Source organism: Alteraurantiacibacter aestuarii, assembly GCF_039523595.1.
Taxonomy (GTDB): domain Bacteria; phylum Pseudomonadota; class Alphaproteobacteria; order Sphingomonadales; family Sphingomonadaceae; genus Alteraurantiacibacter; species Alteraurantiacibacter aestuarii.
The window spans coordinates 1,842,358-1,858,904 of sequence record NZ_BAAAFP010000002.1 but is presented as its reverse complement, the minus strand read 5'-3'; the positions used below and the strand labels follow the sequence as shown (position 1 = coordinate 1,858,904).

Below are 16,547 nucleotides of genomic sequence, written 5' to 3'. Positions count from 1 at the left end.
GGGATCAGGACTTGTCTTCGCCAAAGCCGTTTTCGACCATTGCGACCAGTTCCGCCAGGCGCGCCTGACAGTCGGCGCCGGTAACGCGGATATGGACACTGTCGCCCTTGGCGGCGCCCAGCATCATCAGCCCCAGAATGGAACCGCCAGCCGCTTCATGGCCATCCTTTGACACAACTACCTTGCAGCCTTCCATCTGTGCCACGGCACCAACAAATTTGGCGCTGGCCCGCGCATGCAGCCCACGCTTGTTGACGATGAGCACTTCGCTATTTGCCTCGGACAGTGTTCCCTCCCCAAATTGCCTGCCCCCGACAGTTGGCCGGGTGGCAATTTCAGCCTCTTTTGAGGCTCTTATGCAACCTGGCCAAGAAATTCGGAAGCCAGGGTGATGTAATTGCGCCCGGCATCGCGCGCAGCGGATGCTGCACCGGGCAGGTCCAGTTCCTTGCGCGCGCCCGCCAGGCGGATGAGCATGGGCAGATTTATCCCGGCGATCACTTCCGTGCGCCCGGTCTGCAACAGAGATATCGCCAGGTTCGATGGAGTGCCGCCGAACAGGTCTGTCAGGATGATGGCGCCGTCACCGCTATCGACCTCGTCAATCGCGGTGGCGATCTCCTCACGCCTTTGTTCCATATCGTCGTTGGGACCGATGCAAATGGTAGCGACGGCATCCTGCGCGCCGACCACATGCTCCATCGCATTGACGAATTCCTCGGCCAGACGGCCGTGCGTTACCAGAATCATACCGATCATGCGTGCGTGCAACTCGCGATTGGGGGCAGGGTTCTTTCGAAAGGCTTATTGGCAATCATGGGTGCTGCGATCCTTCCACCAGTTCAGCGGCGCGCGAACCCAGATTGCGATGCAGGACAGTGGGCGAAAAGCCGGCGTCGCGCAAGGCCTGCGCCATGCGTTCGGCAGTATAGACCGAGCGGTGTCTCCCCCCGGTACAGCCAAACGCGATATTGACGTAGCTTTTGCCCTGCGCGGCATATTGCGGGAGCAGTTCAATCAGCAGATCGCGAATGCGCACGAAGGTCGATTCGAATATCGGATTGGCAGAAATATGGTCCGCCACCGGCCGGTCCAGCCCGGTCAGGTCCTTCAGGCCCGGCTGCCAGTGCGGGTTATCCAGATAACGCATGTCAAACACCAGATCGGTGGCGGGCGGCATCCCGCGCGAAAAGCCGAAGCTGGACACGGTCACCGTCATTTCACGCGGTGCGGTTTGTGAAAACTGCTCGCGGATGGTCTGCTTCAGATCATTGGTGGTGAAATCGGTGGTGTCGATCAGCACATCGGCCCAGCGCCTGAGCGGGCTAAGCAATTCGCGTTCCGCCTTGATCCCCGCAGGCACCGGCATGTCCTGCGCCAGATAGTGCCGGCGGCGCGTTTCGTCGAACCGGCGGGTCAGTTCGTGGCCCGCACAATCCAGAAACAGCGTGGTCACTTCCAGATCATCGCGATCGGATAATTCCTTGACCTGCTCGATAATGTCGGCGGGCACGAAGCCGCGCGTGCGGCAATCAAAGCCAATGGCGAGCGGGTGGTTGGTGGTATCATTGCCCAGAAGGCGGTCGAGCAGGCGGATGGGAAAATTGTCGATCGATTCCCAGCCCAGGTCCTCAAGCTCGCGCAGGGCCGTGGATTTGCCTGCGCCAAGCATACCCGTAACAAGCAGGATGCGTTGTCGGCTCTGGACGGATTGGCTGGCCATTCGCGGCCATGTGCGCCTGTCCCGCGCAAAAGTGAATACCCTATGGCCGGATGGCGTATTTTTGGACAGCCCAATGCGCCCGTAAATGCAGGGCAGGCGTATCGGGGAACAGCGCCAGGGTCGGCAGATCGACACCGCCAATGGAAATTGTTCCGGCCTGTTCGATATAGCGCGGCGCATCGCGATCGAGCCGCAGCACCAGGCTTGCAGGGCCTTCGCCCGTTGGCAATTCTACCAGCCCCAGATTGCGGATTTCCAGCAGGCCGGCGGTATGCGGGGGAGGGCTGGCCCACAATTTTCCGGCGCGCGGGGTCAGGCACACCCCGTCATCGCCCACCAATATTGCGCCGCGATCAATCAGCGCCAGCGCCAGCGACGATTTGCCCGATCCGGGCGGTCCTTCGATCAGTATGGCGCGATTTTCGATCAGCACGCAGCTGGCCTGTCGCAGCAGCGATGCGGCGTTCCCACTCACGCGGCGGGCAGTTCCAGCACCAGGCAGGCACCGCTTTCGCCATCGGGCCGGTCACAAACACGGAGCGTTCCGTCATGCGCCTCGGCAATCGTGCGGGCGATGGCCAGGCCAAGGCCTGAATGATTGCCAAAGCCTTCATCCGCAGGCCGGTCTGAATGGAAACGGCGGAAGATCTTCTCGCGCTCGCTCTGGGCAATTCCGGGTCCCTGGTCGCTGACGGTGATGGCCACGCGGCCATCCGCGCCCGATATGGCCACGCGCACCACGCCGTTTTCGGGCGAGAAGGATATGGCATTGTCCAGCAGGTTTTCGGCAATGCGTTCCAGCCGCAGGGCCACGCCCATCACCACGCTCGGCCCGCCGCCCTGCTCAAGCGCAATCGTGCAGCTGCCGTTCTCGCCGCGATCCTGCCGGGCCTTGATGATGTTGGAAAATAGGCGAACCATGTCGACGGCTTCAAACCTCGTGCGGCTGATCTCGGCATCGATGCGGCTGGCTTCGGAGATTTCGGAAACCAGACGGTCGATCCGGCGGACATCATGCGCGGCGACATCCACCAATTGGGCGCGCAGACTCTCGTCCTTCACGCTGGCGAGCGAATCGGTGGCACTGCGCAGCGATGCCAGCGGGTTCTTGATCTCATGCGCGACATCGGCGGCAAAGCTTTCCACCGCATCGATCCGGTGGCGCAGGCCTGCGGTCATGTCGGAAACGGCGCGCGCCAGCAGGCCGATTTCATCCGCGCGCTCACTCATGCGCGGCACTTCCACTTCACGCTCACGCCCCGTGCGCACCAGCACTGCGGCCCGCACCAGCCGCCGCAAGGGCTGGATGATGGTGTTAGCGAGATAGAGCGAAAGCACGATGGAAACGATCAGCGACAGCGAGATGATGGTCATCAGGCTGGAGCGTGCATCGCGCACTGCCTGGGTGATATCGGTGGCATTGCGCGTGGTCAGCAGGCTGGCGCCATTGATGCCAACGGGTGCTGCGGCATTGATTACCGGCGTTCCATCGGGCGCGGTGCGCAGTTCAATCTGGGTCAGGCCCTGTTCCTTCGCCCGCACCAGTTCGGGCCAGGCGGAAGCATCCTGCGCGCCCGGTTCAATATAGTCTGGCGGTGTCGGCGCGCGCACCGCGAAATTCAGCGCCGCGTCGGTCCAGCGGGCAACATCCTCCCAGAACGGCTCTGCCACCGGATCGTCGAAGGTGAAGCTGGGAACATCCAGATCGAAGGAATCGGCCCAGATGCGGCCCTCGGCATCATACATGCGCAGCCGCATGCGCTGTTCCTTGCCGATCTGGATCAGCAGCGCTTCCTGTCGCTCACGCGTGGCACCGGCCAGCGCCTCGGCAGTGATCTGCGCTTCGATCCGCGCCAGCTTGAACCGCTCGTCCAGCAATTGCCGGCGATAGGAATCGAGGAAGAACAGACTGCCCGCCAGCACCAGCAGCGGGATCAGGTTCACCGCCAGAATGCGGGCCGTGAGCGAGGAGCCAAGCGGGAAAGCGAGTCGCTCCAGCCGCCCGGCGTTTTCAACGTCCTCAGCCATCAGAGAAGCTGTAGCCCGCGCCATACAGCGTCTCGATCGCGCTGAATTCATTGTCCTTGGCGCGGAACTTGCGACGCAGGCGCTTGATGTGGCTGTCGACCGTGCGATCATCGACGAACACATCATCGGGATAGGCGGCGTCCATCAGCTGGTTGCGGCTCTTGATCACACCGGGCCGCAGTGCCAGCGCTTCAAGAATCAGGAACTCCGTCACGGTGAGCGAGACCGGCTTGCCATCCCACGTCACCTGATGGCGGGCCGGGTCCATCCGCAGACGCCCGCGTTCCAGCATGGCGCCATCACCGGGCAGGGAGCTGGCCAGATCGGGCTGTGTCTCATGCGCCGGACCGGCGCGGCGCAGGATTGCCCGGATGCGCGCCATCAGCAGCCGCTGGCTGAAGGGCTTGGCGATATAATCGTCCGCGCCCATTGCCAGCCCGGCCTCTTCATCCTGCTCCTCATCCTTGCTGGTCAGGAAGATCACCGGCAGGTCCGAAGTTTCCCGCAATTTCTGCAGCAATTCCATGCCGTTCATGCGCGGCATCTTGATATCGAACACGGCCAGATCGGGCGGGTTGGAGCGCAGCGCAGCCAGTGCGGCCTCGCCATCGGAATAGACTCGCGTGGCGAAGCCTTCGGCCTGCAGGGCGATGGAAAGCGTGGTCAGGATATTGCGATCATCATCGACCAGCGCGATCGAACGCTGCGCCTCTGCCGGGCCTGAATTTGCACCCGGATCGGTATGCTGGTCACCGGTCATGGGACGGCTGTAAAAATTGCACTGGTCATGCACCAATCTCCTATCGATAGACAAAGCGAGAAACAACTGGCCAGACATCGACCTGGTCTGACAGAGTCATGCCAAACCATTCAAAGAGTCGATTTATCTGTGCGAAAAAATGCTATGCTGCCCTTCGCGGCTGCAAATTGACGTAGCGGGAATGCCGATCTATGCGCTCTCTCCAAGCCGCGGGGCTCAGGAGCTGCCTCGTACAAAGCATTCCCCAACTGGGAGACTTAGTCAGTGTCTACGACGCTATCCGTTTCACTTGCCGATCAGGGCATTGCCACCAGTGCCACCATTCACGCCAATCTGGGCACCGCTGCTCTGGTTGAGCACGCCCTGAAAAAGGGCGAGGGGCATCTGGCCAAGGACGGACCGCTGCTGGTCAAGACCGGCCGGTTCACGGGGCGCAGCGTCAAGGACAAGTACATCGTTCGCGATGCCGGCACTGAAGACTCAATCTTCTGGGGTCCGATCAATCAGCCGATGAGCGAGGAGCACTTCGCCGTACTCAAGGCTGATTTCCTCGATCATCTTTCCAACCGTGACGAGCTGTATGTGGCCGACCTGTTCGGTGGATCGCAGCCGGAATACCGCGTGAACGTGCGTGTGGTGACAGAGCTGGCATGGCACAGCCTGTTCGTGCGCACCTTGCTGGTCCGTCCGACAGAAGATGAGCTTGAAGGGTTCGGGCCGGAATACACCATCCTCAACCTGCCCAGCTTCGTGGCCGATCCGGAACGTCACGGCTGCCGCAGCGGCACGGTGATCGCGGTCAATTTCACCGAGAAGCTGATCCTTATCGGCGGCACCGGATATTCGGGTGAGATGAAGAAGGGCGTTTTCGGCCTGCTCAATTACCTGCTTCCGCCGCAGGGCGTGATGCCGATGCATTGTTCGGCCAATGTCGGTGCCGACGGCAAGAGCGCGATCTTCTTTGGTCTGTCGGGTACCGGCAAAACCACTCTTTCAGCCGACGCCAGCCGCACGCTGATCGGCGATGACGAGCATGGCTGGTCGGACACCGCCGTGTTCAACTTCGAAGGCGGCTGCTACGCCAAGATGATCAACCTTTCGGCTGAGGGTGAGCCGGAAATCTACGCCACCACCAAGATGTTCGGCACGATCCTTGAAAACGTGGTGATGGACCCGCAAACGCGGGAGCTGGACTTCAACGATGCCAGCCTGGCTGAGAACAGCCGCGGTGCCTATCCGATCGATTTCATTCCGAACTCGAGCGAAAAGAACCTGGGTCCGGCGCCATCCAACGTGATCATGCTGACCGCCGATGCCTTCGGCGTGCTGCCCCCGATCGCGCGGCTGACTGCGGATCAGGCAATGTACTACTTCCTCTCGGGCTACACCGCCAAGGTTGCGGGAACCGAGATTGGCGTGACCGAGCCCGAAGCCACCTTCTCGACCTGCTTTGGTGCCGCCTTCATGCCGCGCCATCCCAGCGTCTATGGCAATCTGCTCAAGAAGCGCATTGCCGAGGGCAATGCCCAGTGCTGGCTGGTCAACACAGGCTGGACTGGCGGCAAGTACGGCACCGGCAAGCGCATGCCGATCAAGGCCACGCGCGCATTGCTGAACGCCGCGCTCGACGGATCGCTGAACGATGTCGAGTTCCGCAAGGACGAGAACTTCGGCTTTGACGTTCCGGTAGCTGTTCCCGGCGTCGATACGGCCATCCTCGATCCCCGCACCACCTGGGCGGATCCGGCCGAATACGATGCCACCGCGCAGAAGCTGGTGCAGCTGTTCGTCGACAATTTTGAGCAGTTTTCTGCCCATGTCGATGAAGGTGTGCGTCAGGCTGCCCCGCAGGCAGCCTGATCGCCCGCGATCCCGCTTCACATTGCCTTTAAGCAGGCCTAGCCTCTCTGCCTGAGGATCTTCAGCAAAGAGGAGTCGGCTCATGAGCCTTCTGGACGGAATTCTTAAGCAAATCGGCGGCGCACCCGATGACGTGGCCAATCTCGCTGAAAAGGTCGGGATTGATCCGGCGATGGCGGAAAAGGCGATTGCGGCTCTGGGCCATTCGCACCAGATGCAGGGTGATACGGTGGAGCTGGCGTCGGCGCAGACCGGCCTCGATACCTCTACGCTTTCCAGCATTGTCGATCATATCGGCGGCGAAGGATCGCTGACGCAATTTGCCAGCATGCTGAATGAGCATCCGCAGGCCAAGAACCTGCTGAAGATGCTGGACCGCGATGGCGATGGCAATCCGCTGGATGATATCGCCGGCATGGCCAAGGGCCTGTTCGGCAAGAGCTAGAACTTCGCCAGGAGAGTTTGCATGAGTTTAGGCCAGGCATTGCGTGAAAGCGGCGCAATTGATTCCATTGCCCGCGAGCTGGGGGTTGACCCCCAGATGGCGCAAACCGGCGCGGCAATTTTGTTGCCGGCGATCATGGCCGGAATGGGCCGATCGAGCGCCGGGTCTGGCGGCTCAGCTTCTGGTGGACTGGGCGACCTGATCGGTGCCTTCATCGGCGGATTTGCCTGCCGATAAGGGGCTGCGACGATGTTTGACCTGGTACTTGCGATCACCATGCTGAGCGCTGCGGCCTTGCTGGCAGGCGCTGTCTATCTGTGGCGCAAGAAGGGCAATGTGCGGCAGGCCACGCTGATGGCTGTGCTGGCGTTCGTGATGCTGGCCAATGTGGTGATCTGGACCTTGCCCGTTGCATCGGGCGAAGGCGATGCCGGCACCAGCCTTGCGGGCAGTGCCGACACCGATGCAAATCCCTGACGTCAATCCTCCGGAATGATCCAGGTCACCGTTCCGCGATAGCTGCCGGCGATCTGGGCGCCATTGCTGTCAATCGCCGGGTCAAACCGCGCGCGCCGTGACACCCAGCGACAGGTGGCATCATCCAGCACACGCTCGCCGGTGCTGGAAAGGATGCGGCAGTTGTCGACACGTCCGTCTGCTCCCACGTCCAGCGCATATTGCACCGTCCCTTCCATTCCGCGCTGCAAGGCGCGCAACGGATAGTCATTGGTGGTTACCCATCCCGCCGGACCATTGGCAGGCGCCGGTCCGCGCGGTGTAAAGGCCGGGGTGGGCGGTCCAGCCGGAATTGGCGGGAGGGGCGGCACCGGAATCCGCACGACTTCCCTGTTGCGTGGGATGATGGTGGTGAAATCGATCGGCGGCTTGGTGCCGAGGTCGACATTGGGGATCGGCGCCACTGGCGGTGTATAAAAATCGTCTGTTGGCTCCAGATCGTCTGACGGGGGGGTATCGTCTGGCGGAATGGGAACAGGCGAGGGTATGTCAAAAATCTCCAGCCTCGGACCCTCCGGTTCCTTGAAGGCGTTCACCGTCAAGCCGGCGGCCAGACCAATGGCCAGCGCGATATGGATCAGCGCCACTCCGGTGACTCCCGCCAGCCTTTTGTGGACATGCTGCGTATCGAGATAGGGCATGGTAATTCTCCTCTCTCCTGCCCGATGCTTCAGTGCATCGAGTCTATGTTATACTATAACATTACATGACGAGAGGCGCAGGTGCAAGTCCACCCGTCCGCAAGGCTGCGGACCGGGTGAACTCAGGCGATGGGAATGCGTTGTGCGATCAGGTGATCGGGCAGGAGGGATCCAGCCGGAAGTCCAGATATTTGTCGACCGATTGCATCAGTTCCACGGTCTCATTCTCGAAGAAATGGTTGGCGCGGGGGATCTCGTCGTGATGGATGGTGATGTGCTTTTGCGTGCGCAGCTTGTCCACCAGCTTTTGCACCGCAATCGGCTGCACCACGGTATCGGCCGTTCCCTGGATGAAAATGCCCGATGCGGGGCAGGGCGCCAGGAAGCTGAAATCATACATGTTTGCTGGCGGAGCAACCGAGATGAAGCCGCGGATTTCCGGACGGCGCATCAGCAATTGCATGCCGATCAGCGCACCAAAGCTGACGCCTGCAACCCAGGTGGTCTGCGCTTCGGGATGGATCGACTGCACCCAGTCGAGCGCGGCAGCGGCATCGGATAGCTCGCCAATACCATTGTCGAAGCTGCCCTGGCTGCGGCCCACGCCGCGAAAGTTGAAGCGCAATGTGGCAAATCCGCGATCGACATATGTCTTGTAGAGCATCTGCACGATGCGATCATTCATGGTACCGCCGCCCTGCGAATGCGGGTGCAGGATCATGGCAACGGGCGCACGCGGGCGCGGTCCGGGAGAGAAGCGACCTTCGAGACGGCCTTCGGGACCGGGAAAAATGACGTGTGGCATGAGTTTTGATGGCTCTGATCTGAAAAAGCGAAAAACCGCGCGGGTAGCGCAGCGCAAGTAGGTGGCTATATAGGAACAAAGTTGGATTTCGCAATTATTCCATGAGCTCCCGTATCTATCTCGATCACGCGGCCACATCGCCGCTGCGCCCCGAGGCCGCTGAGGCCATGCGGGAGGGGCTTGGCATATGGGCCAACCCCAGCAGTCCGCATGGCGAGGGCCGCAGGGCCAAGGTCGCGCTGGAAGATGCCCGCGCCAGGGTGAAGGCGGCGCTGGGCTGGACTGGAGAGCTGATCTTCACCAGCGGCGCGAGCGAGGCAGCAGCTCTGGCGCTCACCCATGCCCATGCCGGCGCACGGCTGGTAAGCGCGGTGGAGCATGACGCGCTGCTCGGCTGCGTGCCCGATGCCGAACGCCTGCCGGTCAGGCCCGATGGCGCGCTTGATATGGAAATTCTGGCCGAGGCCGTTCAGCGAGAGCGCCCGCTGGTGGCTGTCCAGCATATCAATTCCGAAACCGGCAACCGGCAGGATCTTGCGGCGATAAATGCAATTGTGCGGCAGGCAGGCGGATTGCTGCTGGCCGATTGTGCGCAGAGCGCGGGCAAGTTCGCTTTGCCGCCGTGCGATATGGCGATCATTTCCGCCCACAAGTTCGGCGGTCCGATCGGCGTGGGGGCGCTGCTGGTGCGCGATTATGCGCAGCTGAGGCCAGTGGGCGGGCACGAACGCGGCTATCGCCGGGGGACTGAGAACTTGCCAGGCATCATGGGCATGGCCGCCGCACTGGAGGTCTGCCGCGATCCCTACCTGCCCGCCGATGTCACCAATGCGCTGGAGCAATTGGCGCAGCATTGCCGGGAGGCTGGCGGCATGTGGCTGTCCGATATCCTGTCCGATCCCACGCCCTATATCCGCGCCATCGCCATGCCATCGATGTCTGCCAGCGCGCAATTGATGCGTTTTGACATGGCCGGGTTCGCCATCAGCCAGGGCAGTGCGTGCTCCTCGGGCACGATGAAAACCAGCCATGTGCTGCAGGCGATGGCACTGGATGAGGCGGTGGCCGCCCGCACGATTCGTGTCAGTCTGGGCTGGAACACGACGCGCGAGGAGGTCGAAGCCTTTGCTCAGGCGTGGAGGCAGCTGGCATGATCTATCTCGATTATCAGGCCACCACCCCGCTGGCTCCCGAAGCACGCGACGCGATGCTGCGCTGGCTGGACGGACCAGAGGGCACCGGCTTCGGCAATCCGCATTCGGCTCACCGCATGGGCCGACAGGCAGCCGCAGCGGTGGAACTGGCGCGGGACCGGGTGGCGGCCTTGTGCCCCGCTGGCGGGCAGGTGATCTTCACCGGCAGTGCGACAGAGGCGATCAACCTGGCCATGCGCGGATCGGGTTCAGGGCGCGGATCGGGTTCGGGGCGCGGATCGGGTTCGGGCGGGAGTATCGCCGTCTCCGCCATCGAACATGCCGCTGTACTCGATACCGCGCAGGCATTGGGCAATGCGCATATCATTCCGGTTGACGAGGACGGGCTGACCGATCCTGCCGCCGCGCTGCCGCCGGACACAAGGCTGATCGCGGTGATGCAGGTCAACAATGAGATCGGCACGATCCAGCCCACGCTTGAATGGTACCGCCGCGCTCGGGAAATGGGTGCGTTGTTCCTGGGTGACGGCGTGCAGGCGGCGGGCAAGATGGAGCTTGCCGCGGCAGACATGATCGCAATCTCCGCCCACAAGCTGCACGGGCCCAAGGGCATTGGGGCCCTGTGGGTTCGCGACGGGGTGGAGCTTCATCCGCAAATCACCGGCGGCGGGCAGGAAGCGAACCTGCGTTCCGGCACGCTCAGCCCGGCGCTATGTGCCGGATTTGGCGCTGCGGCCCAGCTGGCGCAGGAGCGGATGGAGCAGGACGCAGCGCATGTAGAAGCGCTGTGGAACCGGGCGCAGGAGTTGTTCGCAGGCTGGACCGTGAATGGCAGCACGCTGGCGCGCTGGCGTGGCAATCTCAACATCCGACGGCCCGGCCTTGATGTGGCGCGGCTGATGAGCGATCTGCGCGACATCGCCTTTTCTGCCGGATCGGCTTGCGCCAGCGGATCGGGCCGCCCCAGCCATGTGCTGCGCGCAATAGGCCTCGATGATGCAGATGCGAAAAGCTCCATCAGGCTGGGTTTTGGCCGCTATACGGATATTGATAATCTTGAATCCGCGGCGGAATCGATTAAGCGTGCTGCAGCGCAGCAAGGATAAATCCCATCAAGATCACTTTCATCAAGCAGGATGGCAGCCGCAACGAAGCCGATGCCAATGTGGGTGATCGGCTGCTCGAAGTGGGCCAGGCTGCGGGAATGCCGCTGGAAGGAACCTGCGAAGGGCAGATGGCCTGCTCCACCTGCCACGTGATCGTGGGCAAGGACTGGTTCGGCAAATTGCCCGCTGCCAGCGAAGATGAGGAAGACATGCTCGACCTTGCCGCCGATGTGCATGCCACCAGCCGATTGTCCTGCCAGATATTGCTGAGCGAAGATCTCGACGGCATGGAAGTCTACATCCCGCGCGAAAGCCATAATATGCAGGATGATTAGGCACGTCTTTTGCGTTAGACAGGCCTTTGGGGAGAGGCCGCGTGAAAGAAGATTTCCGGTTCTACGATAATCGTCAGAAATATCTGATGTTCGTCAACACCTGCTCTGAAAAATGGGTTGTCGCGCAAAGGCTTGCACAAGAGCTCGATGCAATCAGGCCAAAGCCACCCGCACTGCGGTTCTTTGATGCCGGGGTTGGCGATGGCACTGTGCTCTCGCGTTTCCTCAGGGTGATGCATCGTAAATTTGAGCGGATTCCCTTCTACATTGCGGCCAAGGAAATCAGCCTTGAGGACATCCGGCTGACGCTGGACAAGATGCCGGACCGGTTTTTCGAACATCCCGAAATGGTGCTGGCGGTGACCAATCTTCCCTATGCCAATGCTCCCTGGCTGGCACCTGGGGGTGATGGCCAGGTGGTGTGGAAGGAGGTTGCGCTGGAAGGGTCCACCGCAGCTGAATTCGAAAGACAGATCCTCGATCTACAACCCTTCATGGCGGAAAACTGGCGGACCCGCGTGAGCGAGAAGAGCGGCGTGCTGTTGCCTGAGACGCCCACCGTTATCGTGCTGTATCGCAAGGATTGCAGCTTTGTCCTTGATCCGGTGATTCCTCGTCAGGACGCTGCCGTCGCCGATTTTGACCTGATTCTGGCCAGCCAGCCTTTTCGACTGCGGGCAGATGTGAAGTTCAAGGCCGGACGTGTGCTGGCACCGCTGGCGCGGGCTTTGCGGGTGGGTGGGCGTCTGCTCGGCATCCATTCAGCCGGCGGCGATCCGGGCCTCGAGATTGTTCGTCAGGTCTGGCCGGATGAGGACCCCTTCACCACTTCGCGGCGCGAACTGCTCAACGCCACGCAGGACGCGCTGGGCGCGGATGCGGACAACTACACCTTCGATTGCCTGCCCGATGGGGAGGCGCTGTTTCGTTACGACATGCATACCCTGCCCGATGAGATCGACAGTCAGGAGACTCTGATCGGCACTTCTACGCTGCTCGCTGCGTGGAATGCTGCGACCTATGTTGCGCAGATCGAGGATGAGCGACTGGCCGGGGCCATGACAAGTTCCGCCTACCTTGATGCCACGCGCGCCGTGCTGGGCAAGCACGGCGCGCTGTGGTTCAATGATGAAAGCTATATCGTCACGCGCAACCGCTGATCATCCTTCGACCAATTCTGCGCCTGGGCGCAGGCGTTTATAACCATGGCGCGCGGCCCACACTGCAAGACCAAGCGGGGTGAGGATCGACAGCAATACGATCAGCGCGGCCAGAACATTGCCGATAATTCCGCCAATTGAGGCAAAGGCAGTGTTGATCGGACCAAGAAAGCTGCTCGCCACAGGGGAGGCTGATTGATAGCTCAGCTGTACCCGGCTGAAAGCCACGCGACCGCGCATTTCCTCCATCCAGCTGCGCGCCTGATCGATTTCCTCATTGATGCGGGCAACGCTGCGTTCTGCTTCCACCAGCTCTGCAACATCGCCGCGCCTGGTACGCAGGACATCCATCAACCGGTCGCGCAATTCGATCCGGCTGCGCAGGCGCGCCTCGGTATCGATCATGCTCTTGGAAAGGTCCTCCCCGGTGATATTGGCGCGCACCTGCTCTCCGCCAGCGCCTTCCAGCGTGGCGTTGATCTCCGCCACAAAGGCGCGGGCGCGGTCTGCTGCAACGGCCAGTTCCAGCCTGCCGCTGGCAAAATCGTCTTCGCCGCCGGAATGGGTCATGGCCACGATCTGGCAGCTATAGGGACCCATCGCCTCGCACATGTCGGCATGGCGCAATTGCAGGCCGGCAATCCGGGCGCCGGGCATGCTGAAGCCATAGTCGAACACATAGGCCATGCGCGGCATTGTTACAGGAATGTCCGGTCGGCCGGAGAGCGATGCCAGTTCGCCCGAAGCATTTTCCTCCGTGACAGCATAATCGGCGCTGTCGCCCGGGGATTCCTCCATCGCGCTTTCTGTCTGGGAGTACTCGTCGCCCTCCTGGCTGCACGCGGAAAGGGCCAGTGCCCCCCAATCACGACTGCGAATATTGAAATGTGCCTCATTATCGCCTCCTTTTCGCCATAATTTAGCCACAATTGCGCCATGATCGCCACATTGGCAAGAGTGAACACGAAAAAGGCCCCGCCACATGGGTGACGGAGCCTTTTCCAAAATGGGCTTCCAGTTGGCCCTAAGTTACTGACATCACGCGGCCCTGGATACATCCACCTGCTTCTCCAGTGCTTCGATAATTGCCTTGGAGAAGGCAGGGATGTCGCCCGGCTTGCGGCTGGTGATCAGATTGTTGTCCACCACCACTTCCTGGTCCAGCACAGTGGCACCGGCGTTGATGAGATCGGTGTGGACAGACGGCCATGCGGTCATGTTCTTGCCGTTCGCCAATCCGGCTTCCACCAGGAGCCACGGCGCATGGCAGATTGCCGCCACCGGCTTTCCGGCCTCGCAGAAATCGCGCACCATCTGCACAGCCTTGTCATTCATGCGCAGGATATCGGGGTTCATCTGACCGCCCGGCAGGACCAGCGCATCGAAATCGGCTGCGTCGGCATCGTCCAGTGCCATGTCCACCTTGACGGATTGACCCCAGTCCTTCTCATCCCAGCCCTTGATAGCACCGGCCTCCGGACTGACGACGACAGTTTCATATCCCGCTTCATCCAGATTCTTCCTGGGTTCCATAAGTTCCGATTGTTCAAACCCGTTGGTGGCGAGGATCATGATACGTTGAGCCATGTGAAATCTCCTTTGATTTGCATTTGACCCCTTAACGCTTGGGGAAAGTGCGCCGTTCCGCGCTGTCCCACGAGCCGTGCCGGTGATAGGGCGAACGGCATGGCAACAATTGAAGATGAGAAGGAACCGGTCGACTCCATCGTCGATGCGCCTTTCGACAGCGCACTGTCGCAGCGGTATCTGGTCTATGCACTGTCCACGATCACCGCGCGCTCGCTGCCCGATCTGCGCGACGGGCTGAAGCCGGTCCACCGGCGCTTGCTGTGGGCGATGCGGCAGTTGAAGCTGACGCCAGACAGCGTGTTCAAGAAATCGGCCCGCGTCGTGGGCGATGTGATCGGCAAGTATCACCCGCATGGCGACGTGGCCGTCTATGATGCGATGGTCCGCCTGGCGCAGCCGTTTACGCTGCGATATCCGCTGGTCGAAGGGCAGGGCAACTTCGGCAATGTCGATGGCGATAACGCCGCCGCCTATCGCTACACCGAATGCCGCCTGACCAAGACCGCCATGACCCTGATGGAGGGTCTGGACGAAGGCACGGTCGACTTCATCCCGACCTATAATAATGAGGATGAGGAGCCGGAGATTTTCCCCGGCATCTTCCCCAACCTGCTGGCCAACGGGTCCAGCGGCATTGCCGTGGGCATGGCCACATCCATCCCCAGCCACAATGTGGCCGAGATTATCGATGCCACGCTGGAGCTGATCGACAATCCCCATGTCGAACATGCGCGGCTGATGGAACTGATGCAGGGACCGGATTTTGCCACTGGCGGGCTGATCGTGGATTCGCCGCAGAGCATCCACAACGCCTATGAAACCGGACGCGGCAGTTTCCGCGTGCGGGGCCGCTTTCATGCTGGCGAGGCCGAGAATGAGGACGATCGCAACGCCGGGATAGAGCGCCAGAAGGGCGGGGGCTACCAGCTGGTGATTTCCGAAATCCCCTATCAGGTGCCCAAGGGCAAATTGATCGAACAGATCGCGGCAGCGATTGGTGACAAGAAGCTGCCGATCCTGGAGGACGTTCGCGACGAGAGCGACGAGCAGATCCGCATCGTGCTGATCCCCAAGAGCCGCAATGTCGATCCTGAACTGCTCAAGGAATCGCTCTACAAGCTGACCGATCTGGAAACGCGCTTCGGCCTCAACCTGAATGTGCTCGATGCGCAGCCGGGGCTTGGCCGCACGCCCATGGTGATGGGGCTGAAGGAACTGCTGGAACACTGGGTCCGCGCGCAGATTGATATTCTCCAGCGCCGCACCCAGCACCGGCTGGACAAGATCGCCGCGCGGCTGGAGCTGGTCGAGGGCTATATCATCGCCTTCCTCAACCTTGACCGGGTGATCCAGATCATCCGCACGGAGGATGAGCCTAAGCCGATCATGATGGCCGAATTCGGCCTGACCGACAGGCAGGCGGAGGCTATCCTCAACATGCGGCTGCGGTCCCTGCGCAAGCTGGAGGAAATGCAGCTGCGGCAGGAAAAGGACGAATTGCTGAAGGAGCAGGAGGATCTGGAGAAGTTGCTGGCATCGCCCGCACGCCAGCGCACCCGCCTGAAACGCGACCTCACCAATCTGCGCAAGGATTATGCCGAGGATACCGCAATCGGCGCGCGCCGCACCACCATTGCCGAAGCTGCACCGGCGGTGGAATTCAGCATGGACGCGATGATCGAGAAGGAGCCGGTGACGGTGATCCTCTCGCAGAAAGGCTGGATACGCGCGGCCAAGGGCCACTTGCCGCTCGATTCAGACTTCAAATACAAGGAAGGTGACGAGGCTGGTTTCGTCATCCACGCCCAGACCACGGACAAGTTGCTGCTGGCGGGCGATGATGGGCGCTTCTTCACCGTCGGGGCGGACAAACTGCCCGGCGCGCGCGGCTTTGGCGAGCCGGTGCGCAACACGCTGGATATCGATGCCGAGGTGCAGATCACCGCGCTGGTGGTGCATGAAAAGGGCAAGCAGCTGCTGCTCGCCTCCAGCATCGGCAAGGGCTTTGCGGCAATGACCGATGAACTGCTGGCGGAAACCCGCAAGGGTCGTCAGGTGGTGAACCTGAAGGGCGATGCCAAGCTGGCCGTGGTGCGTGAAATCGCGCCCGAGCACGATCACATCGCCGTGGTGGGTGACAACCGCAAGCTGGTGATCTTCGCACTGGACGAACTGCCGATGATGACGCGCGGGCAGGGCGTGACCTTGCAGCGTTACCGCGATGGCGGCCTGTCCGATGCCACCACGCTCAAGCTGGAAGACGGGCTGAGCTGGACCATGGGCGGAGAAACAGGCCGCACCCGGACCGAGCCGGAGATTCACATGTGGAAGGTTGCGCGCGGCGCCGCCGGACGCATGCCGCCCACGGGCTTTCCCAAGGATAACCGGTTCTAGGCAATAAAAAGGGGCCGCAGGATTGCTCCT

The 16,547-nt window shown here is 61.4% G+C and carries 19 protein-coding genes; 9 read left to right on the top strand and 10 right to left on the bottom strand.

Annotated features, from left to right (window positions below; genetic code table 11):
* Nucleotides 1–4: 4 nt before the first annotated feature.
* The 6 genes from ABDZ98_RS12525 to ABDZ98_RS12500 form a co-directional block, all read right to left on the bottom strand.
* The gene (locus ABDZ98_RS12525) at nucleotides 5–286 is read right to left on the bottom strand and encodes an HPr family phosphocarrier protein (protein ID WP_425543047.1); all 282 of its coding nucleotides are present in this window, start codon (nucleotides 284–286) and stop codon (nucleotides 5–7) included.
* Nucleotides 287–354: 68 nt separating this feature from the next.
* The gene (locus tag ABDZ98_RS12520; protein ID WP_343808496.1) at nucleotides 355–759 is read right to left on the bottom strand and encodes a PTS sugar transporter subunit IIA; all 405 of its coding nucleotides are present in this window, start codon (nucleotides 757–759) and stop codon (nucleotides 355–357) included.
* Between the two features lie 55 nt (nucleotides 760–814).
* Nucleotides 815–1,723, bottom strand: a complete 909-nt coding sequence (gene rapZ / locus ABDZ98_RS12515) for an RNase adapter RapZ (protein ID WP_343808494.1) — start codon at nucleotides 1,721–1,723, stop codon at nucleotides 815–817.
* 40 nt (nucleotides 1,724–1,763) lie between these two features.
* The gene (locus ABDZ98_RS12510) at nucleotides 1,764–2,198 is read right to left on the bottom strand and encodes an HPr kinase/phosphorylase (protein ID WP_343808493.1); all 435 of its coding nucleotides are present in this window, start codon (nucleotides 2,196–2,198) and stop codon (nucleotides 1,764–1,766) included.
* Entirely contained in the window at nucleotides 2,195–3,751 is a 1,557-nt protein-coding gene (locus ABDZ98_RS12505) for an ATP-binding protein (RefSeq protein WP_343808491.1), read from the bottom strand. The genes ABDZ98_RS12510 and ABDZ98_RS12505 overlap by 4 nt, the downstream gene beginning before the upstream one ends.
* A complete protein-coding gene (locus tag ABDZ98_RS12500) occupies nucleotides 3,744–4,511 on the bottom strand; it encodes a response regulator transcription factor (RefSeq protein ID WP_343808488.1) in 768 nt (255 codons plus the stop codon). Before ABDZ98_RS12500 ends, ABDZ98_RS12505 begins: the two co-directional genes overlap by 8 nt.
* 264 nt (nucleotides 4,512–4,775) lie before the next feature.
* On the opposite strand from ABDZ98_RS12500, the gene ABDZ98_RS12495 reads away from it, so the two are divergent.
* From ABDZ98_RS12495 to ABDZ98_RS12480, 4 genes are all read left to right on the top strand, one after another.
* Nucleotides 4,776–6,371, top strand: a complete 1,596-nt coding sequence (locus ABDZ98_RS12495; RefSeq protein WP_343808485.1) for a phosphoenolpyruvate carboxykinase — start codon at nucleotides 4,776–4,778, stop codon at nucleotides 6,369–6,371.
* Nucleotides 6,372–6,453: 82 nt separating this feature from the next.
* Entirely contained in the window at nucleotides 6,454–6,816 is a 363-nt protein-coding gene (locus ABDZ98_RS12490; RefSeq protein ID WP_343808482.1) for a hypothetical protein, read from the top strand.
* A 21-nt stretch (nucleotides 6,817–6,837) separates the two neighbouring features.
* On the top strand, nucleotides 6,838–7,053 hold the full coding sequence (locus ABDZ98_RS12485; protein ID WP_343808480.1) for a hypothetical protein: 216 nt from the start codon (nucleotides 6,838–6,840) through the stop codon (nucleotides 7,051–7,053).
* Nucleotides 7,054–7,065: 12 nt separating this feature from the next.
* Nucleotides 7,066–7,293: a hypothetical protein gene (locus tag ABDZ98_RS12480; protein WP_343808477.1), complete on the top strand. Its 228-nt coding sequence runs from the start codon at nucleotides 7,066–7,068 to the stop codon at nucleotides 7,291–7,293.
* 2 nt (nucleotides 7,294–7,295) lie between these two features.
* Here the strand turns inward: ABDZ98_RS12480 and ABDZ98_RS12475 are convergent, their stop codons facing one another.
* Together ABDZ98_RS12475 and ABDZ98_RS12470 are read right to left on the bottom strand one after the other, a co-directional pair.
* Nucleotides 7,296–7,973: an energy transducer TonB gene (locus ABDZ98_RS12475; protein WP_343808474.1), complete on the bottom strand. Its 678-nt coding sequence runs from the start codon at nucleotides 7,971–7,973 to the stop codon at nucleotides 7,296–7,298.
* 148 nt (nucleotides 7,974–8,121) lie between these two features.
* Nucleotides 8,122–8,778: an alpha/beta hydrolase gene (locus ABDZ98_RS12470; RefSeq protein ID WP_343808471.1), complete on the bottom strand. Its 657-nt coding sequence runs from the start codon at nucleotides 8,776–8,778 to the stop codon at nucleotides 8,122–8,124.
* A 101-nt stretch (nucleotides 8,779–8,879) separates the two neighbouring features.
* Between ABDZ98_RS12470 and ABDZ98_RS12465 the strand changes: the two genes are divergently transcribed.
* The 4 genes from ABDZ98_RS12465 to ABDZ98_RS12450 are packed head-to-tail and all read left to right on the top strand — an operon-like array spanning nucleotide 8,880 to nucleotide 12,533.
* Nucleotides 8,880–9,932 (top strand): cysteine desulfurase family protein, encoded by a 1,053-nt coding sequence (locus tag ABDZ98_RS12465; protein WP_343808468.1) that lies wholly within the window; start codon nucleotides 8,880–8,882, stop codon nucleotides 9,930–9,932.
* Nucleotides 9,929–11,038 carry a cysteine desulfurase family protein gene (locus ABDZ98_RS12460; RefSeq protein WP_343808465.1) on the top strand — a complete coding sequence of 370 codons (1,110 nt, stop codon included), beginning with the start codon at nucleotides 9,929–9,931 and terminating at the stop codon, nucleotides 11,036–11,038. The genes ABDZ98_RS12465 and ABDZ98_RS12460 overlap by 4 nt, the downstream gene beginning before the upstream one ends.
* 5 nt (nucleotides 11,039–11,043) lie before the next feature.
* Entirely contained in the window at nucleotides 11,044–11,373 is a 330-nt protein-coding gene (locus ABDZ98_RS12455) for a 2Fe-2S iron-sulfur cluster-binding protein (protein WP_343808967.1), read from the top strand.
* 41 nt (nucleotides 11,374–11,414) lie between these two features.
* Nucleotides 11,415–12,533, top strand: a complete 1,119-nt coding sequence (locus ABDZ98_RS12450; RefSeq protein ID WP_343808462.1) for a hypothetical protein — start codon at nucleotides 11,415–11,417, stop codon at nucleotides 12,531–12,533.
* Here ABDZ98_RS12450 and ABDZ98_RS12445 read toward each other — a convergent pair whose 3' ends face one another.
* Together ABDZ98_RS12445 and ABDZ98_RS12440 are read right to left on the bottom strand one after the other, a co-directional pair.
* Nucleotides 12,534–13,331, bottom strand: a complete 798-nt coding sequence (locus ABDZ98_RS12445) for a DUF4349 domain-containing protein (protein ID WP_343808459.1) — start codon at nucleotides 13,329–13,331, stop codon at nucleotides 12,534–12,536.
* Between the two features lie 240 nt (nucleotides 13,332–13,571).
* On the bottom strand, nucleotides 13,572–14,120 hold the full coding sequence (locus ABDZ98_RS12440; RefSeq protein WP_343808456.1) for a type 1 glutamine amidotransferase domain-containing protein: 549 nt from the start codon (nucleotides 14,118–14,120) through the stop codon (nucleotides 13,572–13,574).
* Nucleotides 14,121–14,219: 99 nt separating this feature from the next.
* Between ABDZ98_RS12440 and parC the strand changes: the two genes are divergently transcribed.
* Entirely contained in the window at nucleotides 14,220–16,517 is a 2,298-nt protein-coding gene (parC, locus tag ABDZ98_RS12435) for a DNA topoisomerase IV subunit A (protein WP_343808453.1), read from the top strand.
* Nucleotides 16,518–16,547 lie beyond the last annotated feature (30 nt).